This window comes from Streptomyces sp. NPDC001373 (assembly GCF_042895815.1).
GTDB lineage: Bacteria > Actinomycetota > Actinomycetes > Streptomycetales > Streptomycetaceae > Streptomyces.
In genome coordinates this window covers 31,870-57,038 of sequence record NZ_JBIAWQ010000025.1, presented here as the reverse complement: position 1 = coordinate 57,038, position 25,169 = coordinate 31,870, and the positions used below count along the sequence as shown (strand labels likewise).

General features: G+C 72.0%; 23 protein-coding genes. All 23 read right to left on the bottom strand.

All coding sequences use genetic code 11. The annotated features are described in order from the left end of the window. Positions 1-22: 22 nt before the first annotated feature. Complete coding sequence (gene metK / locus ACFY15_RS33470; RefSeq protein ID WP_390826694.1) at positions 23-1,231, bottom strand: methionine adenosyltransferase; 1,209 nt, start codon at positions 1,229-1,231, stop codon at positions 23-25. A 221-nt stretch (positions 1,232-1,452) separates the two neighbouring features. Continuing rightward, positions 1,453-2,241: a BTAD domain-containing putative transcriptional regulator gene (locus ACFY15_RS33465; protein WP_390826693.1), complete on the bottom strand. Its 789-nt coding sequence runs from the start codon at positions 2,239-2,241 to the stop codon at positions 1,453-1,455. A gap of 265 nt (positions 2,242-2,506) precedes the next feature. Beyond that, entirely contained in the window at positions 2,507-6,355 is a 3,849-nt protein-coding gene (locus ACFY15_RS33460) for an amino acid adenylation domain-containing protein (protein WP_390691132.1), read from the bottom strand. 309 nt (positions 6,356-6,664) lie between these two features. Then, positions 6,665-7,606, bottom strand: a complete 942-nt coding sequence (locus tag ACFY15_RS33455; RefSeq protein ID WP_390691136.1) for a ribose-phosphate diphosphokinase — start codon at positions 7,604-7,606, stop codon at positions 6,665-6,667. Between the two features lie 14 nt (positions 7,607-7,620). Continuing rightward, the gene (locus ACFY15_RS33450) at positions 7,621-8,700 is read right to left on the bottom strand and encodes an alkene reductase (protein ID WP_390691131.1); all 1,080 of its coding nucleotides are present in this window, start codon (positions 8,698-8,700) and stop codon (positions 7,621-7,623) included. A 59-nt stretch (positions 8,701-8,759) separates the two neighbouring features. After that, positions 8,760-9,704: a pseudouridine-5'-phosphate glycosidase gene (locus tag ACFY15_RS33445; protein WP_390691130.1), complete on the bottom strand. Its 945-nt coding sequence runs from the start codon at positions 9,702-9,704 to the stop codon at positions 8,760-8,762. 10 nt (positions 9,705-9,714) lie between these two features. Beyond that, on the bottom strand, positions 9,715-9,948 hold the full coding sequence (locus tag ACFY15_RS33440) for a tautomerase pptA (protein ID WP_390691129.1): 234 nt from the start codon (positions 9,946-9,948) through the stop codon (positions 9,715-9,717). 140 nt (positions 9,949-10,088) lie between these two features. After that, complete coding sequence (locus ACFY15_RS33435; RefSeq protein WP_390691128.1) at positions 10,089-11,009, bottom strand: EamA family transporter; 921 nt, start codon at positions 11,007-11,009, stop codon at positions 10,089-10,091. After that, on the bottom strand, positions 11,009-11,674 hold the full coding sequence (gene upp / locus ACFY15_RS33430) for a uracil phosphoribosyltransferase (RefSeq protein ID WP_390691127.1): 666 nt from the start codon (positions 11,672-11,674) through the stop codon (positions 11,009-11,011). The genes ACFY15_RS33435 and upp overlap by 1 nt, the downstream gene beginning before the upstream one ends. Before the next feature lie 97 nt (positions 11,675-11,771). Next, positions 11,772-12,461: a phosphoribosylanthranilate isomerase gene (locus ACFY15_RS33425; protein WP_366455842.1), complete on the bottom strand. Its 690-nt coding sequence runs from the start codon at positions 12,459-12,461 to the stop codon at positions 11,772-11,774. A gap of 161 nt (positions 12,462-12,622) precedes the next feature. Then, positions 12,623-13,561 (bottom strand): alpha/beta hydrolase, encoded by a 939-nt coding sequence (locus ACFY15_RS33420; RefSeq protein ID WP_390691126.1) that lies wholly within the window; start codon positions 13,559-13,561, stop codon positions 12,623-12,625. Between the two features lie 50 nt (positions 13,562-13,611). Further along, positions 13,612-13,848 (bottom strand): hypothetical protein, encoded by a 237-nt coding sequence (locus ACFY15_RS33415; protein ID WP_390691125.1) that lies wholly within the window; start codon positions 13,846-13,848, stop codon positions 13,612-13,614. Positions 13,849-13,855: 7 nt separating this feature from the next. Beyond that, positions 13,856-14,353: a nuclear transport factor 2 family protein gene (locus ACFY15_RS33410; RefSeq protein ID WP_390691124.1), complete on the bottom strand. Its 498-nt coding sequence runs from the start codon at positions 14,351-14,353 to the stop codon at positions 13,856-13,858. A 36-nt stretch (positions 14,354-14,389) separates the two neighbouring features. Then, a complete protein-coding gene (gene rfbH, locus ACFY15_RS33405; protein WP_390691123.1) occupies positions 14,390-15,694 on the bottom strand; it encodes a lipopolysaccharide biosynthesis protein RfbH in 1,305 nt (434 codons plus the stop codon). A gap of 86 nt (positions 15,695-15,780) precedes the next feature. Continuing rightward, complete coding sequence (locus ACFY15_RS33400) at positions 15,781-16,017, bottom strand: acyl-CoA carboxylase subunit epsilon (RefSeq protein WP_390691122.1); 237 nt, start codon at positions 16,015-16,017, stop codon at positions 15,781-15,783. Positions 16,018-16,081: 64 nt separating this feature from the next. After that, positions 16,082-17,032 (bottom strand): ACP S-malonyltransferase, encoded by a 951-nt coding sequence (locus ACFY15_RS33395; RefSeq protein WP_390691121.1) that lies wholly within the window; start codon positions 17,030-17,032, stop codon positions 16,082-16,084. Between the two features lie 23 nt (positions 17,033-17,055). Beyond that, on the bottom strand, positions 17,056-17,883 hold the full coding sequence (locus ACFY15_RS33390; protein WP_390826692.1) for a 4'-phosphopantetheinyl transferase family protein: 828 nt from the start codon (positions 17,881-17,883) through the stop codon (positions 17,056-17,058). Beyond that, a complete protein-coding gene (locus ACFY15_RS33385) occupies positions 17,880-18,242 on the bottom strand; it encodes an acyl carrier protein (RefSeq protein ID WP_042810227.1) in 363 nt (120 codons plus the stop codon). Before ACFY15_RS33385 ends, ACFY15_RS33390 begins: the two co-directional genes overlap by 4 nt. A 69-nt stretch (positions 18,243-18,311) precedes the next feature. Next, the gene (locus ACFY15_RS33380) at positions 18,312-19,655 is read right to left on the bottom strand and encodes an MFS transporter (protein WP_390826691.1); all 1,344 of its coding nucleotides are present in this window, start codon (positions 19,653-19,655) and stop codon (positions 18,312-18,314) included. Positions 19,656-19,784: 129 nt separating this feature from the next. After that, on the bottom strand, positions 19,785-22,160 hold the full coding sequence (locus ACFY15_RS33375) for an SDR family oxidoreductase (RefSeq protein WP_390826690.1): 2,376 nt from the start codon (positions 22,158-22,160) through the stop codon (positions 19,785-19,787). Between the two features lie 112 nt (positions 22,161-22,272). Next, complete coding sequence (locus ACFY15_RS33370; RefSeq protein WP_390691117.1) at positions 22,273-22,542, bottom strand: acyl carrier protein; 270 nt, start codon at positions 22,540-22,542, stop codon at positions 22,273-22,275. A gap of 128 nt (positions 22,543-22,670) precedes the next feature. After that, positions 22,671-23,888 carry a ketosynthase chain-length factor gene (locus tag ACFY15_RS33365; protein WP_390691116.1) on the bottom strand — a complete coding sequence of 406 codons (1,218 nt, stop codon included), beginning with the start codon at positions 23,886-23,888 and terminating at the stop codon, positions 22,671-22,673. Beyond that, positions 23,885-25,156 (bottom strand): beta-ketoacyl-[acyl-carrier-protein] synthase family protein, encoded by a 1,272-nt coding sequence (locus ACFY15_RS33360; protein ID WP_390691135.1) that lies wholly within the window; start codon positions 25,154-25,156, stop codon positions 23,885-23,887. Before ACFY15_RS33360 ends, ACFY15_RS33365 begins: the two co-directional genes overlap by 4 nt. Positions 25,157-25,169: the final 13 nt, after the last annotated feature.

Genomic DNA, 25,169 nt, shown 5'->3' with positions numbered 1-25,169 from the left:
GGGCCTGGCGGCTCCCGGGGTCCTACAGGCCGGCGGCGGTGCGCAGGGCGTCGACGCGGTCGGTGCGCTCCCAGGTGAAGTCGGGGAGCTCGCGGCCGAAGTGGCCGTACGCGGCGGTCTGCGCGTAGATGGGGCGCAGGAGGTCGAGATCGCGGATGACGGCGGCCGGGCGGAGGTCGAAGACCTCGCCGATGGCGTCCTCGATCTTCTGGACCTCGACCTTGGCGGTGCCGAAGGTCTCGACGAAGAGGCCGACGGGCTCGGCCTTGCCGATCGCGTACGCGACCTGGACCTCGCAGCGGGCCGCGAGGCCGGCGGCGACGACGTTCTTGGCGACCCAGCGCATCGCGTACGCGGCCGAGCGGTCCACCTTCGACGGGTCCTTGCCGGAGAAGGCGCCGCCGCCGTGGCGGGCCATGCCGCCGTACGTGTCGATGATGATCTTGCGGCCGGTCAGCCCGGCGTCACCCATCGGACCGCCGATCTCGAAACGGCCCGTCGGGTTCACCAGCAGCCGGTAACCGGCGGTGTCCAGCTTGATGCCGTCCTCGGCCAGCTGCTTCAGGACGTGCTCCACCACGTGGTCGCGCACGTCCGGGGTGAGCAGCGACTCCAGGTCGATGTCCGCCGCGTGCTGCGTGGACACGACGACCGTGTCCAGGCGCACGGCCTTGTCGCCGTCGTACTCGATGGTGACCTGGGTCTTGCCGTCCGGGCGCAGGTACGGGACGGTCGCGTTCTTGCGGACCTCGGACAGGCGGCGCGAGAGCCGGTGCGCGAGGTGGATCGGCAGCGGCATCAGCTCGGGCGTCTCGTCGCAGGCGTAGCCGAACATCAGCCCCTGGTCACCCGCGCCCTGCTTGTCGAGCTCGTCGCCCTCGCCCTCCACGCGCCGCTCGTAGGCGGTGTCCACGCCCTGGGCGATGTCCGGGGACTGGGCGCCGATGGACACCGACACACCGCAGGACGTGCCGTCGAAGCCCTTCGCCGAGGAGTCGTAGCCGATCTCCAGGATCTTCTCCCGGACGAGCTGCGCGATCGGGGCGTAGGCCTTCGTCGTCACCTCACCGGCGATGTGCACCTGACCGGTGGTGATGAGGGTCTCCACCGCCACGCGCGAGGTCGGGTCCCGGCGCAGCAGCGCGTCGAGGATCGTGTCGCTGATCTGGTCGGCGATCTTGTCGGGGTGGCCCTCGGTGACGGACTCCGAGGTGAACAGACGACGGGACATGCGGCTTCCTCCTGTGTACGGCCCGGTGCACGGCCTTGTACAGGCCGGGATGGCGACCGTCTCCGACCTCCCTGGAGCCGCGCTCGAACGCGGCGCGCACCCCGGCTTCCCGCCCCGCCGGACCGGCCCCGCCGGACGGACCGGCGGGGCCGGCCGACGGCCCCCGACCGCCCGGCCCCGTACTCCGCGCGGACGGCGGCTCGGAAGGATGCGGCCGCGGCTCAGACGGCCGCGCTCACCGCGACCCGCTCCGCGCGCGCCGGGCTCAGCAGCCGCCCGTGCAGCCGCTTGAGCTCCACGGAGGGCTCCAGGCCCAGTTCCTCGGCGAGCAGCCGGCGCACCTTCTGGTAGGCCTGGAGGGCCTCCGCGCGCCGTCCGGCGGCACCGAGCGCGCCGATGAGCCGGCTGTGGAACCACTCGTTGAGCGGGTAGTCGTTGATCAGCTTGCGCAGCTCCGGTATGGACTCGCGGTGGCGGCCCAGCGCCTCCTGCGCCTCGATGCGGGTCTCGAAGGCCCTGATCCGCAGTTCCTCCAGGTGCACGATGTGCCCGGCGAGCACGTCGCCGGCGGGGAAGTTCGACAGGGCCGGCCCGCGCCACAGGTCGAGCGCCTGGCCGATCGTGCGCAGCGCCCGCTGGGGCTCCTCCTCGGCCAGTTCGTACCGGGCCCGGGTGACGAGCCGCTCGAAGATCCGTACGTCGACCTCGGAGTCCTCGACGCTCATCACATAGCCCGAGGGGCTGGTGACGATCAGGCAGCGGCCGGCGGGTGCCAGGCGCTCCTGCGCGAACATCCGGCGCGCGTGGTAGACGTACGTCTGGAGCGTCGTGACCGCGCTGCGCGGGGGGTTCTCGCCCCACAGCTCCCGGATGAGGGCCTCGGCCGTGACGATCTCGCCGGGCCGGGTGAGCAGGAGCGCGAGCGTCTGGCAGACCTTGGGGGTTCCGGGCTGGTGGGTCCTGCCGTCGTCGGTGACGATCTCGAAGGGGCCGATGAGATTGAAGCGCATGGAAGATGACTCCTCATCAGCGAAAACGATGAAAAAACGGGACGGCTGGAATCAATAGAAGTCTCTTGTGCGGTGAATGCGCCGTCAACAGGGCCCATGTCAGAACACGGTCAATCTGCGTCAGAATTGAGCCACCTACTGGCCGGTTTTTCCTCCGGCCCGCAGGCGATGGGAAAGCGTCCGTGAAACGCGAAAAGGACGGCCGCCCCGCCGGATTCCTCCGGCGGGGCGGCCGTCCTCATTCGGTCCGCTGTCGGCTGTCAGGTCACTCGCCGAGCAGGTAGCGGATGTGCTTCACCAGCTCGCCGATGTCCTCGCGCAGCAGGCTGTAGTGGTCGGCGTCGAGGTCGATGACCGTCGGCGGCTCGGCCGAGTAGCCGCTGCTGTTCTCCAGGAACGAGTAGTCGTCGCCCACGGCCTTGAAGATGCTGATCGGCGCCTGGAGGGTGCGCTCGGCCAGCTCGTGGAAGGAGTACTCGAATTCGTAGGTCTGGCCCACGACCGAGATGATGCGGCGGGCGAGGTCGACGTCGATCCCCTTGAGCTCGCTGATGAACTCGGCGAAGGACGCCTCGTCCGTCACGGTCTCCAGGCACCGGTCCAGGTCCGGACCGGAAATGGTGCCGGTGAAGACGGAGAACAGGATCGTGGTGTAGCCGCGGTTGGCGAAGGACGCCTCACGGCCCCACACCTTGCCGTTCTCGGCGCGCACCTTCGGGGAGCCCGGGGCGATCAGGAAGAGGTTGTCCACCTTCTCGCCCGCCTGCTCCAGCTGGTAGGCGGTCTCGAAGGCCACACGGGCGCCGAAGGAGTAGCCCCACAGGGTGTAGGGGCCGGCCGGCTGGATCTCCTTGAGGGCCTCGATGTCCTTCTTGGCCATCTCGGTGATGGTCTCGTACGGCGTCTCGCCCTCGTTGATGCCGTACGACTGGACGCCGTAGAACGAGCGGCCGAGGCCGATCTCTCCGGCCAGGGAGCGCAGGTTCATCGGGTAGCCGCCCAGACCCGGCCAGCAGATCACGGGCCGGGCCTTGCCGGTCTCCGCGTGCAGGCGGACGAAGCGCGAGGACTCCTGGGCGACCTCCCGCTCCAGGCGGCGGGCCAGCTTCTCGATGGTCGGGGACTCCAGGACGCTCTGCAGCGGCAGGGAGACGCCCAGGCGCGTGTTGAGCTCGCGGACCAGGCCGACGGCGATCAGCGAGTTGCCACCGGACTCGAAGAAGTCGTCCTGGACGGACGCGTTCTCGCGGCGCAGGGCCTTCTCCCAGACGCCCGCGATCTCCTTCTCGGTCTCCGTGCGCGGGGCGACGAAGGGGCGCTCCACGAGCTCGGCGTTGACCTGGTCGGAGGCGTCGAGCGCCTTGACGTCGATCTTGCCGTTGGCGGACAGCGGCAGCCGCTCGAAGACCACGACCCGGTTGGGGATCATGTAGTCGGGCAGGAAGCTGACGAGGTCGTCGCGGATGAGCTCGGCCGGACCGCGCATGTGGACGCTGTCCTCGCGCATGCCCTCGTGGGCGATCTGCTCGTCGCTGACGCGGCCGCCGACGAAGAAGTACATCGGACCGCCGTCGACGCCGTTGGCGCCGAGGACGGCGTCCATGCGGCGGGACGCGGGCAGCGGGTTGCCGGTCTTGGAGCTGTAGCCGGAGGACATGAAGCCCAGGTTCAGCCCGTTCATCATCAGGTGCTGGAGCTTCTTGCCGAGGGTGATGTACTTCAGCCACTCCTCCTCGGCGCGGCTGTAGACGCTGATGCCGAAGCTGGCGGCCTGGTACACCGACTGGTTGATCGCGATGACGTGCTTCTTGAGGACGATGTCGTCCGAGAAGCGGGTCAGCTCGCCGTTCTCGTAGCGGTACTGGCCCTCGGGCAGACCGGCGATCTTGTTGCCGTGCGTCTGGACGTAGACCTCGGCGTGGTCCTCGCGCCGGCCCGCGTGCGGGACCAGCTCGAAGGTGCCCAGGTAGTAGTCCTCGTCGGCGACGTCGAGCAGGTCCTTGACCGCCGGCTCGTAGGCGCGGTCGTGGATGTCGAGGCCGTAGGCCGGCAGGATCTGCTCGAAGAGGCCGACCATGTGGCCGGTCTCGATCTCCAGGACCTCGACGATGTTGTTCTTGTAGACCGGCTCGATGCCGCTCTTCTTGCCGATGAAGTGGATCTGCGCGGTGGCCTTGCCCGTGGCCTCGCGCTCGCTGATCAGCACGAGCTGGTGGCGGACCGGCTGGTAGTAGTAGTAGCCCGGCTTCAGACCGCCGACGCCCTCCAGCTCGAAGTACATCTGCGTCGCGTACAGCGCGCCCGGGGAGGCGTAGCCGTACTTCGGCAGGAGGCGCTCCTCGCTGATGTACTGGCCGAACCAGCGCAGGATCTGGCCGAGTTCGGCGGGGGCCAGGTCGGCCGCCTTGCGCGAGTAGCCCGCGGTGACCTCGGCGCCGAGCAGGCCCAGCAGGTCGGCCTGGGTGACGGCGCCGCCCTCGTAGAAGCGGTACGTCTTGCGGGCGAAGACCCGGCCGCGCTGCTCGGGCGTGGGCTCGGAGCCCTCGAGGTCGAAGGCCGGGCGGGCGGCCAGCTCGGCGTCGTCGCGCAGGCCCGGGTTGGACAGCTGCGCCTTGACCTGGAGCTTGCTCTTCTTCGAGGCGTGGTGGGAGCCGTGGTTGCCCTGGTCCATCAGGGCGGCTTCCTTCTCGCTCAGCTCGATGCAGGCGATCAGGTTCTGGAAACCGGTGCGGCCGTCGTTCTTGACGATGACGGCGGCGTTGCGGACCCAGTCGTGGTTCTCGATCGCCAGGGATATCTCGTCCAGCTCGACGCGGTAGCCGCGCAGCTTGACCTGGTTGTCCGCGCGGCCGGCGAACTGCACGGTCCCGTCGGTGTTCCACTGGCCGAGGTCGCCCGTCTTGTACAGGCGGACGGGCTCGGCGCCCTCCTCGAGCTCGATCTCCAGGAAGCGCTCGGCGGTCAGGTCGTCGCGGTGCAGGTAGCCGCGCGCCAGCTGGATGCCGCCGATGTACAGCTCGCCGATCTCCCCGACGCCGACCGGCTTCAGGGTCTCCTTGTCGAGGATGTGGTAGGTGGTGCCGTGCACCGGGGAGCCGATGGAGATGGACTGCGGGCCCTCGTCCAGTTCGGCGGGGTCGACGGGGAACGAAGACGAGTTGATGGTGGTCTCGGTCGGCCCGTAGACGTTGATGAGCGCCCGGCCGGGCATCTCCTGCGTGGTCTGGATGGCCAGCAGGCGGGAGAGGGCCTCGCCGCCGCTGAAGATCTGCTGGAGGGAGACGCACTCGGGGAACTTCTCGGTGTCGAGCAGGCCCTGGAGCAGGGTCGGGACGCACTGGAGGGTGGTCACGCCGTGCTTGACGATGGTCTCGATGAGGCCCTCGGGGTCGGCGTAGACGCCGGGGGCGCCCATGACGACGGTCGTGCCGTTGGCCGGGGAGAGGATCTCCCACTGCGCGGCGTCGAAGCTCATCGGGGTCTTCTGCAGGATGACCTTGCTGCGGTCGATCGCGTAGGTCTCGCGCAGCCAGCCGAGCTGGTTGACGATGCTGCGGTGCTCGATCATCACACCCTTCGGCTTGCCCGTGCTGCCGGAGGTGTAGATCACGTACGCGAGGGTGTCCGGTCGGGCGCCGCCGCCGGCGGGGGCCTCCTGGCCCTCGGGGCGGACGAAGGCCTCGGACTCGCGCAGGGTCACGATGGTGACGTCCTGCGGGGCGAGTTCGCGCAGGCGGGACACCAGGCGCTGCTGCGCCAGGATGATCTTCGTCTCGCTGTTCTCGATCATGTAGCGGAGCCGGTCCTCGGGGTACTCCGGGGAGAGCGGCAGGTAGGCGGCGCCGGCCTTGAGGATGCCCCAGGCACCGACCATCAGGTCGATGGACGGCTCGACGAACAGGCCGACGCAGTCGTCGGCGGAGACGCCGAGGTGCCCCAGGTAGTCGGCCAGCGCCGAGCTTCTGGACCCCAGCTCGCGGAAGGTGAGCTTCTCATCCCGGTAGGCGACGGCGATCGCCTCGGGGTGCTCGGCCACCCGCTCCGCGAGCAGGCCGGGCAACGTGTTGGTCCCCTGCAGGGTGGGCTCGAGCACGCTGGTCTCCTGAAGAGTCATTTCCCGCTTCCTTACGTTCCGTTGTGGAGCACGGGCGCGGTCGGGCGCCCCCGCAACCGGGCTCCGGCGTGGTGGCGAGCCCGAGGTACGACGCTCACCGCGAGCGTGGGGGGTGGCGTCCGCACGGGGCGGACACCGCTGGAAGCGGTGGGCGTCGGTGGCCGAGCTGCAGCTCGGCCGGGAAGTGCGTAGAACTGAGGGGCGCAAGGGCAATGCCTCACCACCCGGAAGGTCCGGAACGGCGCGGTGCGTGCGGCCGCCTCCCCCTACGGACGGACGGGCCCCCGTCAGGCCCGCCCGTCCGGGCGATCACCGGTTCTGCAGGAGCCGGGTTACTGATCCGTTCTCGAACACCGCGCGCGAAGCGCCCGCGATGAGCGGGGCGATGGACAGGACGGTGACCTTGTCCAGTCCGAGCGCCCCGGGCACCGGGAGGGTGTCCGTGAACACGAACTCGCTCACCCGCGAGTTCTTCAGGCGGTCCGCCGCGGGGCCGGAGAGCACCCCGTGCGTGGCCGCCACGATGACGTCCCGCGCCCCCTGGGCGAAGAGGGCGTCGGCGGCGGCACAGATCGTGCCGCCGGTGTCGATCATGTCGTCGACCAGGACGCAGACGCGGTCGCGGACCTCGCCGACCACCTCGTGGGCGGTGACCTGGTGGGCCACGTCCTTGTCGCGCCGCTTGTGGACGATGGCCAGCGGAGCGCCGAGGCGGTCGCACCAGCCGTCGGCCACGCGCACGCGGCCGGCGTCGGGCGAGACCACGGTCAGCGCTTCGCGGTCCACCTTGGAGCCGATGTAGTCCGCGAGGACCGGCATGGCGAACAGGTGGTCCACCGGACCGTCGAAGAATCCCTGGATCTGGTCGGCGTGCAGGTCGATCGTCAGGATCCGGTCCGCGCCGGCGGTCTTGAGCAGGTCCGCCACCAGGCGGGCCGAGATGGGTTCCCGGCCGCTGTGCTTGCGGTCCTGTCGCGCGTATCCGTAGAAGGGCAGGATCACCGTGACACTGCGCGCGGAGGCCCGCTTCAGCGCGTCGATCATGATGAGCTGTTCCATGATCGACTTGTTGATGGGGGCGGTGTGGCTCTGGACGACGAAGCAGTCCGCGCCGCGCACGGAGGCGTGGTAGCGGATGTAGATCTCGCCGTTGGCGAAGTCGATCGCCTTCGTCTCGACCAGTTCCGTGCCCAGCTCCGCCGCGATGGCCTCGGCGAGCTCGGGGTGCGCGCGCCCCGAGAAGAGCAGCATCTTCCCGGAGTCGCTCACGCGGCGCTCTCGGCGAGCGTCGGGTAGTCCGTGTAGCCGGTGTGGTCGCCGCCGTAGAACTTGCTCTGGTCGGCCTCGGCCAGCGCGGCGCCGGTGCGGATGCGCTCCGGCAGGTCCGGGTTGGCGATGAAGGACGAGCCGAAGGCGACGGCGCAGGCGACGCCGGCCTCCAGCGCCTCACCGGCGATCTCGCCGCTGACCGGAACGCCGTTCTCCGGGTGCGGGCACAGGACGATGGTGCCGGTCCACTGGGCGCGCAGCGCCTCGATGTGGTCGCGGTTGCCGCCCTCGAGGATGTGCAGGAAGGCGATGGGCGGCAGGGCCGCGACGAGCGCCTCGTAGATGGCGCGCGTGTCGCCCTCGACGATGTCGTTGTACGGGTTGGACGGCGAGATGCGCACGCCGACGCGGTCGGCGCCGATGCGCTCGGAGACCGCCTCGATCACCTCGATCGCGAAGCGGATGCGGTTCTCGACCGAGCCGCCGTACTGGTCGGTGCGCTGGTTGGTGTTCTCCGCCAGGAACTGGTGGAGCAGGAAGCCGTTGCCCGCGTGGATCTCGACGCCGTCGAAGCCGGCCTCGATGGCGAGCTCGGCGGAGTCCGCGTGCTCCTTGACGACCTCGGCGATCTCCTCGACCGTCAGGGCACGCGGCTCCGGGTAGTCGAGCGGGCCCTGGGGGCCGTAGGCCTGGCCGGCCGCGGCGATGGCGGACGGGGCGACCGACTGGTGGCCGCTCGGGTAGAGCGAGGGGTGGCCGATGCGGCCGCAGTGCATGAGCTGTGCGACGATCAGACCGCCGCGGGCGTGCACGGCCTCGGTGACCGGCTTCCAGGAAGCGGCCTGCTCCTCGGTGTGCAGACCCGGGCTGTTGCCGAAGCCCTGACCCGTCACGGAGGGCTGGGCGCCCTCGGTGATGATCAGGCCGGCGCCCGCGCGCTGACCGTAGTAGGTGGCCATCAGGTCGGTGGCGAGGCCGTCGGCGGTGGCCCGGTTGCGGGACATGGGCGCCATGACCACTCGGTTGCCCAGGGCCAGCTTCCCCAGAGTGACCGGCTCGAACAGCTTCTCGGACATGTGTGTCTCTCTCCAGACTGAGGTCAACGCGTGGTGCGGTGGTGGTTCGAAGGGGCGGGTCAGCGCCCGGCGCGCTCGGCGAGGTGCGCGGAGTGCGCGACGGCCAGCCGGCCGGCCGCCTCGGCGCAGGAAGCGAGGACGGCCATGTTGGCCTTGGCCGAACGGCCGTCGGTGGCGGCGTCGACGGCGCGCATCAGGTACTTGGTGATGGCCTGGCCGGAGACCCCGTCGCGGGTGGCCTCGGCGACCGCGGCCCGGATGGCCGTGTCCACCTCGACGGAGTCGATGGCGTCCTTCTCCCGGACCGGGGTGGTGATCAGGAAGGAGCTGTTGTTGCCGAGCGCCCAGTGGGCCTCGACGGCGCGGGCGATGACCTGCTCGTCGTCCAGGCGGTGGGGCGCCTTGTGGCCGCTCGTACGGCAGTAGAACGCGGGGAAGTCGTCCGAGCGGTAGGCGACGACGGGGACGCACTGCGTCTCCAGGTACTCCAGGGTCAGCCCGAGGTCGAGGATCATCTTCGCGCCCGCGCAGACCACCGCGACCTTGGAACGGGTGAACTGGATCAGGTCCGAGGAGACGTCCCAGGTCTCCTGGGCGCCGCGGTGCACGCCGCCGATGCCGGCGGAGGAGAAGAAGGGGATCCCCGCGAGCTCGGCGGCGACCACGGAGGAGGCCACCGTGGTGGCGCCCAGGCCGCCCTGCGCCAGGATGACGGGCAGGTCCCTGCTGGACACCTTGGGAATGTCCGGCAGGGAGGCGAAGCGCTCGATGTCGGCGTCCGACATGCCGACGCGGATCTCGCCGGCCTCGATGCAGATCGTCGCCGGGACGGCGCCGCCGGCCCGCACCGCGTCCTCCACCTTGCGGGCGGTGGCCGCGTTGTCCGGGTACGGCAGGCCGTGCGTGATGACGTTGCTCTCGAGGGCGACGACGGCCTTGCCCTCGTGGAGGGCCTCCCGGACTTCCTCGGTGTAGACGACGGGGATGCCGCTGCTTGCGCTCATCGGGTCTCTCTCAACTCTCGTTCCAGTAGCCGGGTCGCTTGACCAGCAGATCCGGGCGGGCCGCTATCTCTGAGAGGACCCGGTCGTCCCAGTCCTCCGGACTGACCGGCTCGACGGAGATCGAGACGGTGTCCTCGCCGGTGGCGAAGGTCTTCGTCACGGCGGCGGTGACCGCCTCGTCGATCGCCTGGAGCTGCTCGGCCGTGAAGTCCCTGGGGTAGTGCCTGATGTGGATGTGGGGCACGGCTTCGGTCCTCTCGCGAGTCGTTCGTGCAGGGGGTTGGTGGCACACCGCGGACGGGGGAGGCCGCGGTGTGCCACCACCACTCCCCACCCGCCTCGGGGGTGGTGACGGGCGGGGAGTCTGTGGCGGGTGTCCTCGGCCTAGGCGGCCTTGACGGACTCCCGCGAGGTTTCGAGGGCCGGCTCGGGTTCGGGCTTGGGCTTGCCCTTGCGCGGCTGGGCCAGGATCACGGACGCGACCACGGTCAGGGCTCCGACGATCTGGATCGGCGAGAGCGACTGGTCGAGGACGAAGTAGCCGAGCAGGGTGGCCGCCAGGGGCGAGGCGAAGCTCAGGAACGACACGGCCAGCGCGGGCAGCCGGGCCACGCCGCGGAACCAGATCGCGTAGGCGAACAGGGCCCCGATGATGCCGAGGTAGGCGAAGCCCCAGAGGTTCTTGGCGGTGATCTCGCTCGGCAGGCCCTCGCCGATCAGCGTGATCGGGAGCAGCACCAGCCCGCCGACGGTGAGCTGCCAGCCCGTGAAGGGCAGCAGGCCCACGCCTTCGGGGCGTCCCCAGCGCTTGGTCAGGACGATGCCGGAGGCCATGCTGAGCGCGCCCAGCAGACCGGCGATGACACCGGTGGCGTTCAGCCCGGCGTTCGGCTGGAGGACCAGCAGGGCCACACCGCCCGCGCCGAGGGCGCAGGAGATCAGGTGGATCGGCTTGATCTTGTCCTTCAGCAGGGCCGCGCCCAGCAGGAGCACGATCATCGGCTGGATGGACATCACCAGCGCCGCGACGCCGCCCGGCAGGTGGTAGGCGGCCACGAAGAGCAGGTAGAAGAAGGCACCGATGTTCAGCACGCCGAGCACCAGTGCGCGCCACCACCAGATGCCCTTGGGCAGTGTCCGCCCGATGAGCACCAGGATCAGGCCCGCGGGCAGGGCACGGAGCAGGGAGGCCAGCAGCGGCCGGCCCTCCGGGAGCAGCTCCGTGGTGACCAGGTACGTGGACCCCCAGATCGCCGGCGCGAGTGCCGTCAGCGCGGAGTCGGCAACGGTACGGCTGCTCTTCATCAGGCGACTGCCGAGTCGGTCGTGCCGAAGTAGCGGTCGCCGAAGTCGCCGATGCCCGGGATCATGAACGCGTTCTCGTTGAGGCGCTGCTCGATCGAGGACGTGACGATCTTGACGAGCGGGTACGCGGCGTGGACGGCCTCGATGCCCTCGGGCGAGGCGAGGAAGTTGACGAAGACGATGTTCTCCTCCTTCACGCCGGCGTCGAGGAGGACCTCGATGGCCGCCTTGGCGCTGCCGCCGGTGGCGAGCATCGGCTCCAGGAGGAGGACGTGCCGCTGGGCGATGTCCTCGGGGAAGTTCTTGTAGTACAGGTGCGGGAGCTTGGTGGTCTTGTCCCGCTGGATGAGCAGCTTGCCGACGGTGATGTCGGGGATGACCTGGCGGAGCTCGTCGAGCATCGAGTCACCGGCCCGGACCACGGGCACGGCGCAAAGCTGGGGACCGAGTCTCAGTCCCTCGTACGTCTCTCCGACCGGCGTGATGGCCTCGTGCTGGTCGAACGGCAGCTGGTTGAGCGCCGATTCGAGCAGGAGGCGGATGATCCGCCGGGAGTAGAACACGAAGTCCGCGCGGGAGGCCCTGCGGTCACGGATGATCGTGTGCATGGCGCGGAGCTGGTTGGTCTGCGGCAGCGGGTGGACATTGTGGTGGCCGGTCGCCATGAGAAACCTGCTTCTCGTCGGTCGTGGAGACGTGCTGCGGCCGGGCCCGGGGCCCCGCGGGCCCCGGGAACCGCAACCGTGTGGTCGGGTGCCGGGATCAGCCGTTCGCGATCTCGGCGAAGGCCTTCCGCGACTCGGCCACGAACTTCGCGACCTTGGCGCGGTCCTTGCGGCCGTCGGGGCCCTCGAGGAGGCTGTGGGCGTCGACGGCGGCGGGCTTGACGAAGCGGATGGCGTCGGCGACGTTCTCCGGGCTCAGGCCGCCGGCCATCATCAGGGGCTTGGGGGAACGGCGCACGAGCTCGGCGCTGACGTTCCAGTCGTGGGTGAGGCCGGTGGCGCCCTTGGCACCGGTGGCCGGGTTGAAGGTGTCGGTGATGAACATGTCCACCACGTCGGCGACCTCGTCGACGAGCTGGAGGAGCTCCTCGGCGTTGTCCTCCTTGACGACCAGGCTCTTGAGCACGTACAGGTCGGGGCGGTTGGCCTTCAGCTTGCGCAGCTGCTCCGGCTCGACGTCGCCGTGGAGCTGGACGGCCTTCACACCGAGCTGCGTGGTGAAGGCGCTGATCTCGTCGGCGTCCGTCATGTAGCTGATGAGGACGCCCTCCTGGGGAGCCGTCAGCCCGGCGATGATCTCCGAGGCGGCCGCCTCGGAGATGTCGTCCTTGCCCGACGGGAGGCGGAGCGGGAAGCCGAACCAGTCGCAGCCTTCCTCGGCCAGCATCTTGGCCTCCTCGGCGTCGATGATGCCGGCGACCTGCACCAGGTCCTTCACGTCACTCATGTGTGTTCCTTTGCGGAATGATCTGATGAATCAAACAGGCTTGTGAATCAAACAGACGTACGAGATGCCGAGTGGACGTGTCCCGGTATGACGGACTTCGTTACACGTCACGGGATGCTCACGAAAAGCCTCGTTGGTACCGATCTGCTGGTCAACGGGATCTATGTCAGATCCCGGTCAACCTTCTTCATTTCTCGGTCAGTTGTGGCCGGGATCCGCCCGTCTCCCGGCTCCCGGGCGAGTAGGCACTCCTCCAGGAAGGCCATGACCCGCAGGTGGTAGCCCCGGGAGGCCCAGCCCAGACTGACGTTGTGTCCAGCATGCGGCTGGATGACCACCTCTGTGGAGGCCCCGCTCAGCGGAGTCAGCAGTTCCTCCACGGCCGCGCGGTCCCGCCTCCACCAGAGCTCCTGTTCGGCGAACGTGAAGCGAACGGGAGCCCTCACACCGGCCGCCACGGCGGGGTACATCGCCGGCCACGAGGGGGTCTCCCGGGCCTCCTCGGCGGGTACCGGCCGCACCAGACCGGTGCAGGCCCGGAAGGCCTCCGGCGGGTAGAAGCGCAGCGCGCCCCAGTGCCGGCGCCACTGCCCGGGGAAGTCCGCCCCGGGCAGCTGCCCGGGCTCCACCGCGAAGTGGCGGCCGACCCCGCACAGGTCCACGCCGAGCGGCGCGAGCCTGCCCCGGGCGCCGGCGGCAGCGGACAGGGCGAGGCGGCCGCCGTTGGAGTGGGCCACGAGGAAGACGCCCGCGCCGAGCCCGTGGCCGTCGGCGTACCCGTCGAGGGCGGAGAGCAGGGCGGCCGTCTGCCCGGCGAGGTCCAGCCCCCGCGGCAGCACGGCCGCCGAGGCCCCGTACCCGGGCCGGTCCAGGGCGAGCACGGCGAAGCCCAGCGAGGCGCCGAGCTCCAGCAGGGAGAACCCGGGCCGCACCCGGCTGTCGAAGTAGCCCGCGCTCATCCCCGCCCCGTGCAGGGCCACCACCACGGCCCGGGGCACGGGGTCCGCGGGCACGGCGAGCAGCCCCGACAGCGGGATCCCGTCCGCGTCGAGGACGACGGACCTCACCGGGGGCGCGGCAGGGGACGGGGTGGGGGCCATGGGGGTCCTCCGGGCATGGGTCGGCACCCCGCCGGGGTCCCCCGGCGGGGTCAGGCGGGCCGGGCCGACCGGCCCGGCGGGTTCGGGGCGGGACGCGCGGCCCGCCCCCGGGTGACGGCCAGCCCCCAGGCGGCCCTGCGGCGCAGGAGCGTGACCAGGGGCGGCGCCGGGTGCGGCCGGACCCCGTGCGGGGACTCCCGTACGGGTTCGCATACGGGTTCGCGTACGGGATCCCGCGGGGTCTCACGGGCGGGGACCCAGTAGCCGGCGATCTGCACGGCGTTCATCCGGCGCTCACAGCCGGATCCCGGCGAGCTCGGGCAGGCGGACGCCGGAGTCCCACACGACGCGGAACGAGACGTGGCTCAGCCGCCAGCCGTCCGGGGTGCGCACGGCATGGGCCTCGGTGTGCCCGCCGACGTCGAAGTGGGCCGCCGGGCCCGCTCCGGCGTGGTGGACGTGGGTGGTGAGCTGCTGGGCCCGGACGACGGCCCGGTCACCGTCGAGGGCGATGGAGTGGCTGGCGCTGACGTGGTGCGTGCGCGCCCACCGCTCCCGCGCCTCGCGCTGGAAGGCGGCGAAGGCCTCGACGCCCGTGCAGACGCCGATGGGGAAGGCGAAGGTGGCGTCCTCGGTGAACAGCGTGGCGAACCGGGCCTCACCCGGGCCGGTTCCGTCGAAGGTGTCCAGGGCGACGACGTAGCGGTCGAAGAGCTCGCGCAGCTCGGCGCGGTCGCGCAGCACCCGTATCTGCTCGCGCAGGTCCGCGATGTCGTCGTGGGTCGATGGCATGGCCTCTCCTGTGGGCGGACTCGCGGGGTTCGGCGGTCAGGAGTGTCCGCCCACGAACTCCTTGACCGAGGCGATGACGTAGTCGAGCATCTCGTCGGTCAGCGCCGGGTAGACGCCGATCCAGAAGGTCTGGTCGGTGACGATGTCGCTGTTGGCGAGGTCGCCGACGATCCTCTGGGGCTGCCCGATGTAGGCCGGGTGGCGGGTGAGGTTGCCCGCGAACAGCCGGCGCGTGCCGATCTTGCGGCCCTCCAGGAAGTCCACCAGGGCGGCCCGGCTGTACGGGGCACCGGGGTCCACGGTGATCGCGAACCCGAACCAGCTCGGGTCGCTGCGCGGGGTGGCCTCGGGGAGGATCAGGTGCGGCACGCCGTCGAGCCCCTCGCGCAGCCTCCGCCAGTTGCGGCGGCGGGCTTCGCAGAACTCGTCGAGCTTGTCCAGCTGGGTCAGGCCGAGGGCCGCCTGGATGTCGGTGGCCTTCAGGTTGTAACCCACGTGGGAGAAGATGTACTTGTGGTCGTAGCCCTCGGGGAGGGTGCCCATCTGGTAGTCGAAGCGCTTGAGGCACTTGTTGGTCTCGCCCGGCTCGCACCAGCAGTCCCGGCCCCAGTCGCGCAGCGACTCCACGATCCGGGCGAGCGCCAGGTTCGAGGTGAGGACGCAGCCGCCCTCGCCCATGGTCAGGTGGTGGGCGGGGTAGAAGCTGACCGTCGTGATGTCGCCGAAGGTCCCCGTCAGCTGTCCGTCGTAGGTGGAGCCGACCGCGTCGCAGTTGTCCTCGATCAGGAACAGGCCGTGGTCCTCCGCCAGTCGGGCGATCTCGGCGACCTCGAAGGGGTTGCCCAGAGCGTGCGCGATCATGATCGCCCGGGTCTTGGGCCCGATGGCCTGTTCCACCCGGTCGGCGGTGGTGTTGTAGGTGCCCAGCTCGACGTCGACGAAGACGGGCACCAGCCCGTTCTGGATGATCGGGTTGACGGTGGTCGGGAAGCCGGCGGCCACCGTGACGACCTCGTCGCCGGGCCGCAGTCGCCGGTCCTCCAGCAGGTGCGAGGTGAAGGCCGTCAGGGCCAGCAGGTTCGCCGAGGAGCCCGAGTTGACCAGGTGGGCCTTGCGCCGCCCCAGCGTGCGGGCGAAGCGGGACTCGAAGCGGCGCGAGCTGGGCCCGGCGGCGATCCGCATCTCCAGGGCGGCCTCGACCAGCGCGGTGCGGTCGCGCTCGTCGAGCACCGCGCCGGCGGGCCAGATCTCGGTGGTACCGGGGACGAAAGGCCGATCGTCCTGCACGTCCTGATGGAACTTGGCGGTCTCGTCGAGGATGAGTCCTTTGTGGACGTTCATGACGGAATGGGGTCCCTTCCCGGCCCTGACGGCCGATGGTGCGGTGGTACGGGGGACGGCGCGGGGGCGGTACTGCCCCGCGCCGGTCAGGCGGAGCGCGGCCCCGCGTGGTTGTCGCGCCAGGTGCGTGCGCCGTGGAAGGCCCGGGGCTGCCGCGGACAGCGCCAGCCCGCCAGGGTGGGCCCGCCGCCGGCCGTGCCGCCGTGCTCGCCCTCGTAGGCCGCGGCCCGGGCCAGCACGACAGCGGTGAGCGCCGCGAGTTCCTCGGCGTCGGGACGCCCCCGGACCACGTGGATGAGGCCGGTCTCCGGTTGCCTGTCCATGGACTGCTCCTCGTCTCGTGACGTCCCGCCGGCGTTCGCGGCCGCGGGTGTGACTGCCTGCCGGTCAGACCGCGGTGGCGCTCAGTTCGTCCACGGCCTCCGCCAGCCGCTCGGGCGTGTGCGTGCTGTGGACGCGGGCCCCCGGCAGGATGCGGCGGACCAGCCCGCCGAGCACCCGCCCGGGGCCCACCTCCACGAAGCGGTCGGTGCCCGAGGCGGCGAGCGTCCGCACCGCGCCGGTCCAGCGCACCGGGGTGGTGAGCTGGCCGCGCAGGGCGACGACGGCCTCGGCGGCCGTCGTCACCCAGCCGCCGGTGACCCCGGAGACCAGCGGCACGGCCGGGTCCCGGAACTCGGTCGCGATCAGCGTCTCGGTGAACTCCGCCTCGGCCTCGCCGAGCAGACTGGAGTGGAACGGCCCCCCGGTACGCAGCCACGCCACCCGCGCCCCGGCCGCCCGGGCCTCGTCGGCGACCCGGGCCACCGCCTCGGCCTGCCCGGACACCACCGTCTGCCGGGGCTCGTTGTCCCCGGCCACCTCCACGACCTGGCCAGTTGCCGCCCGGGTCTCGGCGCACAGGCGCGTCAGGTCCGGGCGGCTCAGGCCGATGACCGCGGCCGTGGCGCTGCCGACCCGGTCGCCGACGGTGGCCACCAGTTCGCTGCGCAGCCGGACGAGCCAGAGCGCCTCGGTCCACTCCAGGGCGCCCGCGGCCACCAGAGCCGCGTACTCGCCCAGGCTGTGCCCGGCCACCGCGTCCGGCTCCAGGCCCCGTCCGCGCAGCACCTCCAGCACGGCCATGCTGGTGAGGAAGGCGGCCGGCTGTGCCACCGTCGGGTCCTCCAGGTCCCGGGGGGACCCGTCGACGCACAGCCGCGACAGCGGGAACCCGAGGAGGTCGTCGGCGGTGCGGTAGTGGGTGTCGGCGAGGTCGGGCCGCAGGGCGAGCAGCTCCTTGGCCATGCCGGCGCATTCGGAGCCCTGGCCCGGGAAGAGGAAGGCGGTGCGGGTCATCCGGTCACGTCCTTACTTGCGGTTCAACTGGTGAGGACCGTGTCGTGCGGTCCGGGGGCGGCAGCGCCGCACACGGTGTTGCCTGCGGCCAGCCAGGTGTCGGGCACCCACCTGACGTTGACGACCTTGGGGGCCTGGCCCTTGACCGCGACGGCTGCGGCGTGGGTCGTGTCGGCCGGGACGCCGACCATGGTCCAGCCGTCGGGGTGGCGGTCCAGTTCGGTGCCCAGGTAGTCCTCGGCGGGCGAGCGGCTCAACCCTGTCCCAAGCCCCTTGAGAAACGCTTCCTTGCGCGTCCAGATCTGTCCGAAGAGGTGCCTGCGCGCCTCGCCGGAGCCGGCACGGGCGATTTCGAGCTGCTCGTCGGGGTGCAGGGCCTTCGAGCAGATGTCCACCGTCTCGGCGCCGGGGAGTTTCTCCACGTCAACGCCGAGCGGGACCGTTCCGACGCCGACCATGGCCACTCCCCCGCTGTGCGAGAGGGAGTAGTGCAGGGGCGGCGGCGGGGGCGACAGCGCCGGGCGGCCGTGCGCCTCGCCGCAGCCGGGGCAGGGCTCGCGCATGAACCGGACGTCCTGGGGCAGGGTCGCGGTGTACCGTCCGAGCAGCCGGCGCACCGCGACGTGCGCGGCGGCGTAGAGCATGCCGTCCGAACGGCGGATGAAGGCGTCGGCGCGCTTGCGTTCGTCCGCGTCGAGTTCGCCGACCGCGAGGGCGTCCGCGTCGGCCCCGGTGGGGCGGCGGATCAGCCAGAGGTCGACCCGGTCGGCGGAGAGGGTGAAGTCGAGCCGGTCGAGACCCTGGTGGTTCACCACCGGACGGGCGGCCGGCAGCAGAGTGGTAGTCGTCATGCCGGCACCGCTGTCCCGTGCAGGTGGGCCTCGGGACCGAGCTGGCCGGCGAGGCAGTCGATGAGCTCCTGGGCGCTGTTGGCGAGCAGCAGCCGCTGGAGGTTCACGTCGACGCCGAGCGTGGCCTCCATCCGGTACTGGAGTTCGATGCCGGAGATCGAGCCGATGCCGAGGCAGCCCATGGGGCGGCCCGTGGTGTCGACGAGGTGTGGCTCGATGCCGAGGATCCGGCCGAGCTCCTCGCGCACGTACTGCTCGAGGATCCGGGTGCGCTCGCGCAGCCCGGCGGTGGCCAGTACGGCCATGTCGGGCCTGGTCATGTGGACCAGGCCTGTGTCTGTCTCGTATGTCTGCGACATGTGAAGTGTGGTCATGATGCTTTCCGGTTCGTAGGGGGCACCGCCGGAGGAGAGAGGGGTCGGCGGTTCTCAGGAAGGGTCGGTCGAAGGGTGTGCGAGGCCGGCGACGGCGACGCCCGCGCCGGCCAGGCCGACGGCGGTGACCAGCCCGAGCGCCGCGCTGGGGCCGGAGGTCGTGTACAGCGCGGACGTCAGCGCGGGGGTGAGTGCCGCGCCGAGCTGCACGCAGGTCTGGTAGAGGCCGCCGGCCGCCGTACGGAGGCCGGAGGGAAGGGATCCGGTCGCCTGGAGGTGCAGCGCGGTGAAGGCGAGCACGAAGGCGAGGCCGACGAGGGACATCGAGGGCAACAGTTCGACATACCGCACCCCGCCCGCACCGGAGTCCGGGTAGAGCGCGTATCCGGCCGGTGCGGCGAGCGCCCCGGCGGCGACGGCCCGCGCGGGCCCCAGCCGGGCGGCGATCCGCCCCGAGTGCAGGGCGGTCAGGGCGAGCGGCGCGGCGGCGGGCAGGAACCCGAGGGCGGTCTCCCAGGCGCTCCACCCGTCCCGCCGCAGGTCCGTCGCCGCGACCAGCAGGAAGCTCACGTAGGAGCCGTTGAGCGCGGCCGCCCCGAGCGCGGAGCGCACCAGCGGTGCGTGCCGCAGCAGCGTGGTGTCCACGAGCGGCCGCGGGGAGGCCCGCTCGGCCCGGACGCAGACGAGGACCAGCACCGCCGCCGCGACGGCGCCGCCCCACCGGCCGCTGGACGACGCGTCCACGAGCAGCAGCGCCGCCCCGGTCGACGCGCCCCCCACCAGCACCGCGTACCGGCGGGGCCCCCCGTCGTGCACGGCGGGCTCCCGCGGGACCACCCGCAGCGCGGCGACGAACAGCGCCAGCGCGACGGGGGCCGGGAATGCCAGGGTCCACCGCCATCCGAGCCCGGTGAGCAGTCCGGACAGCAGCAGCCCCGAGCAGAACCCGGCGGCCCCGAAGAGGGAGTAGACCGACACGGCACGCCGTCGCGCCTCCCCCTCGGGGACGGCGGCCACGATGATGGAGAGCCCGGTGGGCGCGGTCAGTGCGACACAGAATCCTTTCACCACACGGGTGGCGACCAGCAGTTCCACACCGTCGGCCAGCGCCCCGCCCAGCGACGCGGCGGCGAAGACGAGCAGCGCGGCGAGGAAGACCCGCCGCCGCCCGAACCACTCCACCAGCCGGCCGCCGAGCAGCAGCGCCCCGCCGAACCCGGCGGCGAAGCCGGTGACGATCCACTGGACCCGGGTGACGGAAGCCCCCAGCGCGCCGCCGACGGCCGGCAGCGCCACCAGGGTCGCGGACACCTCCAGGGCGTCCACCAGCATGTTCGCGGCGAGTACGGACACCAGAGCCCAACGGGCCCCGACCCGGGCGCCGGAGGCAATGCTCATCGAGGAGTACACGCTCGCATTCGGAAGAAGGGGCGGGCCGGCCGGGGAGGGATCCCCGGCCGGCCCGCCCGCCGTCGGCGTGGCGCGTGGGATACACACGCCGACGGAGTCAGGAGGGGCCCGGGGGCGTCAGCCGAGCAGGGTGCCGCCCGTGGCGTCCACGAACGACCCGGTGATCCACCGGGCCTCGTCGGTGGCGAGGAACGCCACCACGTCGGCGACGTCCTCCGGCTCCCCGACCCGGTTGAAGGCCGACAGCCCCGCCATCTGCTCCACCGCCTCGGGGATGTCGAACACCGGGTTCCCGTTGCGCGTGATGCCCGGCGCGACCGAGTTGATGGTGATCCGGCGCGGCCCGAGCGCCTTCGCGAAGTGCAGGGCGAGCTGTTCCAGCGCGCCCTTGCTCATCGCGTACGCGATCTCGTCCGGGTTGGCGAACCGGGTCAGCCCGGACGAGATGTTGATGATCCGCCCGCCGTCCGGCATGTTCCGCAGCGCCCGCTGGATGAGGAAGAACGGCGCCTTCGCGTTCACCGCGAAGATCCGGTCGAACTGCTCCGGCGTGACCTCGTCCGCGGCGACCCCGCCCATCACCCCGGCGTTGTTCACCAGGATGTTCAGGTCAGTGGAGCCGGTCCGCTCGCGCAGGTCCTCCTCCAGCGCGGCGAACAGGGTGTCCACGTCTCCGTCGACCCCCAGCTCGGTCCGCACCGCGAACGCCCGCCCCCCGTCCTTCTCGACGGCGGTGACGACGTCACGCGCGGCCGCCTCGTCCTGGTGGTAGTGGACGGCGACGAGCGCGCCCTCCTGCGCGAGCCGGATCGCGGCCGCCCGGCCCATGCCGCGGCTCGAACCGGTGACCAGCGCGGTCCGGCCCGTGAGCCGCTCCGCGCCGACACCCCGCCGGACGCCGGCGAGCGCCGCCGGCTCGGCGGCGACGCGGGCCGGCTCCGCCCCGGCCGGGAGGCTCCCGGTGCCGGCGGAGTCCCGCACGGCCGGGGCGGGCGCCGGCCGTTCGGCCCCGAACCACCGCGTGAGCGCCTCGTCGAGCGCCTCCGCCCGCGGTCCGTCGGCCCAGACCACGTACCCGTCGGGCCGTACGAGGACGGCGCCCTCGGGAGCACCGGCCCCCGCGGACCCGTCGGCCACGGACACCGCGGTCACGATCCGGACCCGGTCGCTCCAGGCCCCCGCCGCCTCCGCGAGCTCCGCCCGCCGCGCCTCCTCGCCCGGCGGCAGGAGCAGCAGCCCCCGCCCCGGCCGCAGCAGGCCCAGCGTCGTGGTGCTGCCCTCGGCGGTGGTGACCTCCCAGGCCGGCACGCGCGAGCCGGGCAGCCCGGGGGCGTCCGCGGGGGCGCCGACGTCGTGGCGTACGGACAGCCCGGAGATCAGCCCGGCCAGGTGCGTCCGTACGTTCTCGCTGGCGCTGAGCTCCGCGAACACCTCCCGTACCGCGTCCACCTCGGGGCCTCCGAGCAGCAGCAGGGCCTGGGTGCGGACGTTGCTCTGGACGCCCTGCCCGACCGCGTGCCGTTCCTCGTGGTACGTGTCCAGGAGCGCGTCGGTGCCGTGGCCGGCGATCCGGGCGCCCAGCTTCCAGCCGAGGTTGAAGGCGTCCTGGAGCCCGAGGTTCAGTGCCTGGCCGCCGATCGGCATCTGCTGGTGCGCCGCGTCCCCGGCGAGCAGCAGCGGGCCCCGCCGGTACCGGTCGGCCTGCCGGGAGGCGTCGCCGAACGAGTTCACCCACAGCGGGGTGCCGCCGCCGATGTCCTCGCCGGTGATGCGCTTCCAGGAGTCGGCGACCTCCTCGAAGGAGAGCCGTCCGGACCGGGGCCGCGCCCCGAACTCGTGCGCCATCACCCGGGTGACGCCGTCGGGCCGGCGGGCGGCGATGACGAGTCCGCCGTCCTTGCGCTCGAAGCGGCGGTCGGGGATGTCGATGCCGGCGACGTCCGCGCGCAGCAGTTCGCGTTCGGCGTCGGTGCCGGGGAAGCCGAAGCCGCCGAGCCGGCGGACGGCGCTGTCCTCGCCGTCGCAGCCGACCACGTACCGGGCCCGCAGGGACAGCCGGCCGCCCTCGGTGCGTACGTCGGCCACCACCCCGTCCGCGGTCACGGTCAGCCCGGTCAGCTCGTGGCCGCGCCGGATGTCCGCGCCCAGGTCGGCGGCCCGTTCCCCGAGGACTTCCTCCAGCCGGGTCTGGGCGACCTTCCACTGCCCCGGGTAGGGGCCGGGCAGGCCGAGGTCGAGGGGGATGCCCCCGAAGTGTCCGGCGTTGTCGTGCGGCACCTCGCCGATCGCGTCGAGGAGGCCGCGGCTGTCCAGGATCTCCATGGTGCGGGCGTGCAGGGTGGACGCCCGTGATGCGGAGGTGGGGGCGGTGAGGGTGTCGAGCACCACCACGTCCGTGCCCGCCAGCCGGAGTTCTCCGGCGAGCAGCAGTCCGACGGGGCCCGCGCCGACCACGATCACCTGGGTCTCGGTGAGGTCCTGATCGATGGCCATGGGCGTACTCCCTTTCTGTGGGCGGGGGTGGGGCGGCGGGGTGGTGGCGTGGGTCGGAGCCGCGGCCCCGACGTGGGGGCCGGGCTCCGACGGCTCGGCCGGCCCGCGCGGCTCAGGCGTTGACGGTGACCTTGAGGCTCGCGTTGATGGCCTCGACGAGGGAGCGCGGGGTGCTGTTGTCCGCGAAGATGTCGTCGTCGAGCGTGATGTCGAACTCGCGCTCGATCCGGCTGGCGGTCTCCAGCAGCGCCAGCGACTCGTAGCCGAGCGACTCGAAGTCGGTGTCGAGGATGTCGCCGTCGAGGTCGACCTCCTCGTCGGCGCCGGCGCCCTCCAGGAGGATGCGCTTGAGGTCGTCGAAGGTGAATTCCTGCTTGGACACGTGGGGTCCCTTCATCGGTGTTCCGCACCGGTGTTTCCGGCTGCGGGAGTTCGGCGCGGGGCGGGCGGCGCCCGCCGCCGCCGGGGGAGGAGGACGGGGGCGGGCGCGGACCGGGGAGGCGGGGCCGCTCAGTCGAGCGCGCGCAGCACCACCGCGGAGTTGAAGCCGCCGCGGCCGCGCGCGAGGACGAGCGCGGTGCGCACCGACGCCGTCCGCGGCCGCACGGCGACCAGGTCGATGTCGTACGCGGGGGAGGGCTCCACGTTGGTGGTCGGCGGGATCAGTCCCTCGCGCATGGCGAGGACCGCCGAGACCACGTCGACGGGCGCCGCTCCCGCGCCGATCCGCCCGGTCGTCGTCTTGGGCGCGGTGACCGGTACGCCGAGCGGACCGAAGACCGCGGTGATGGCCTCGGCCTCCTCCCGGTCGAGCCGCGGCACGCCCGCCCCGTCGGCGAAGACGACGTCGACCTCGGCCGGGTGGCATCCGGCGTCGGCGAGGGCCGTCTCGACGGCCCGGCGCAGGCCGGGTTCGCGTCCGCTGCCGGGACGCGGGTCGAGCGTGGCGCCGTACCCGGCGAACTCGGCGTAGACGTTGCGCGCCCCGCGGGCGGCGGCGCTCTCCTCGTCCTCCAGGATGATCAGCGCGCCGCCCTCGCCCGGTACGTAGCCGGAGGCGGCCTCGTCGAAGGGCAGGTAGGCGCGTTCGGGCTCGTGGCTGGTGGACATGTGGCCGCCGGCGAGGTGCGCGGCCCAGCCGAGCGAGCAGACCGAGGCGTCGAAGCCCCCGGTGGCGATGAGCCGGCTGCCCTTGCGGAGCCGGCGCCGTGCCTGGGCGAGGGCGTCGAGGCCGCCGGCCTGGTCGCCGACGAGGACCCCGGTGGGCCCGCGCAGGTCGTTGCGCACCGCGATCTGGCCGGTGTTGACGGCGTAGAACCAGGCGAAGGACTGGTACGCGCTGACATGCTTGGGACCCTCCCTCCAGAGCTTGCGCAGTTCGTTCTCGCCGAACTCGAAGCCCCCGGAGCCGGCCGCGGTGACCACGCCCATGTCGCAGGGGTGCAGGTCTCCGGGGGCCAGTCCCGCGTCCTCGAAGGCGCAGTCGGTGGCCACGAGGGCGAGCTGGGTGACCCGGTCGGTCTGCGGCACGAGCCGACCGGGCAGGTGCTCCCCGGGCTCGAAGCCGTGGATCTCCCCGGCCAGGCGCGAGGGGTAGGAGGAGGCGTCGAAGCGGGTGACGGGCCCGATGGCGTTCTTGCCGATGCGGGTCGCCGCCCAGAAGTCCTCCACCCCGAGCCCGCTGGGGGCGGCCACGCCGATGCCGGTGACCAGGGTCCTGGCGCTCATGCGGTGCTCCTGTCAGGACGGGCCAGCACCATCGCGCTCTGGAACCCGCCGAATCCGCTGCCGACCGTGAGGACGGCGTCGGTGCGGTGCTCCCGCGCGACGAGCGGGACGTAGTCGAGGTCGCACTGGGGGTCACGGGTGCGCAGGTTCGCGGTGGGCGGCACGACGTGGTGGCGCATCGCGAGGACCGACGCGGCGATCTCGATGGACCCGACGGAGCCCAGCGAGTGCCCGATCATCGACTTGACCGAGCTCACCGGGGTGCGGTGGGCGTACGGGCCGAGGGCCAGCTTGTAGGCGGCCGTCTCGTGGGCGTCGTTCTGCCGGGTGCCGGAGCCGTGCGCGTTGACGTAGTCGAGGTCGGACGGGTTCAGGTGCGCCTCGTCGAGCGCCACCGTGATGGCCTCGGCCAGCTCGCGGCCGTCGGGGCGCAGTCCCGTCATGTGGAAGGCGCTGGAGCGGGAGGCGTACCCGGCGACCTCGGCGTAGACGGTCGCGCCGCGGCGGCGGGCGCTCTCGAGCTCCTCCAGGACGAACACCGCCGCGCCCTCGCCGAGGACGAAACCCCGGCGGGTGGCGTCGAAGGGCCGGGAGGCCCGCTGCGGGTCGTCGTTGAGGCTGGTCGTCGCCTTGATCGCGTCGAAGCACGCCAGGGTGAGGGGCGTGATCGGGGCGTCGGTGGCGCCGGTGACCATGACGTCGGCGCTGCCCTCGCGGATGAGGTCGACCGCGTGCGCGACCGAGTCGATCCCGGAGGTGCAGCCGGTGGAGACCACCGTGGCGGGACCCTCGGCGCCGACGGCCCAGGCCACTTCGGTCGCGAAGGAGCCGGGCACGAAGTGGTCGTACAGGTCGCCGGGGGCGCGCGTGTGGTCGACCGCCGCGAGCCGGCCGTGGTCGCTGGCCGCGCGGTAGGCCTTGTCGAGGCTGGAGACGGCTCCCACGCCCGTGCCGATGCTGACACCGGTGCGGTACGGGTCGAGCCCGGCGAGGTCGAGGCCGCTGTCGGCGACCGCCTCGCGCGCCGCGACCACGCCGAACTGGGCGGCCCGGTCCATGCGCCGGATCTCCCGATCGGTCAGCCCGTGCAGCTCCGGCAGGAAGTCGGCCTCGGCCGCCACCCGGGAGCGGAAGGGGGAGGCGTCGAAGTGGGTGATCTCCCGCGTCGCCGTGCGCCCCGAGCTCAGCAGCTCCCAGAACTCCCGGACGCCGATGCCTCCCGGCGCCAGCACCCCGATCCCCGTGATGACTACCCGGCGGGCCACGATCGGTGTCCTCCCG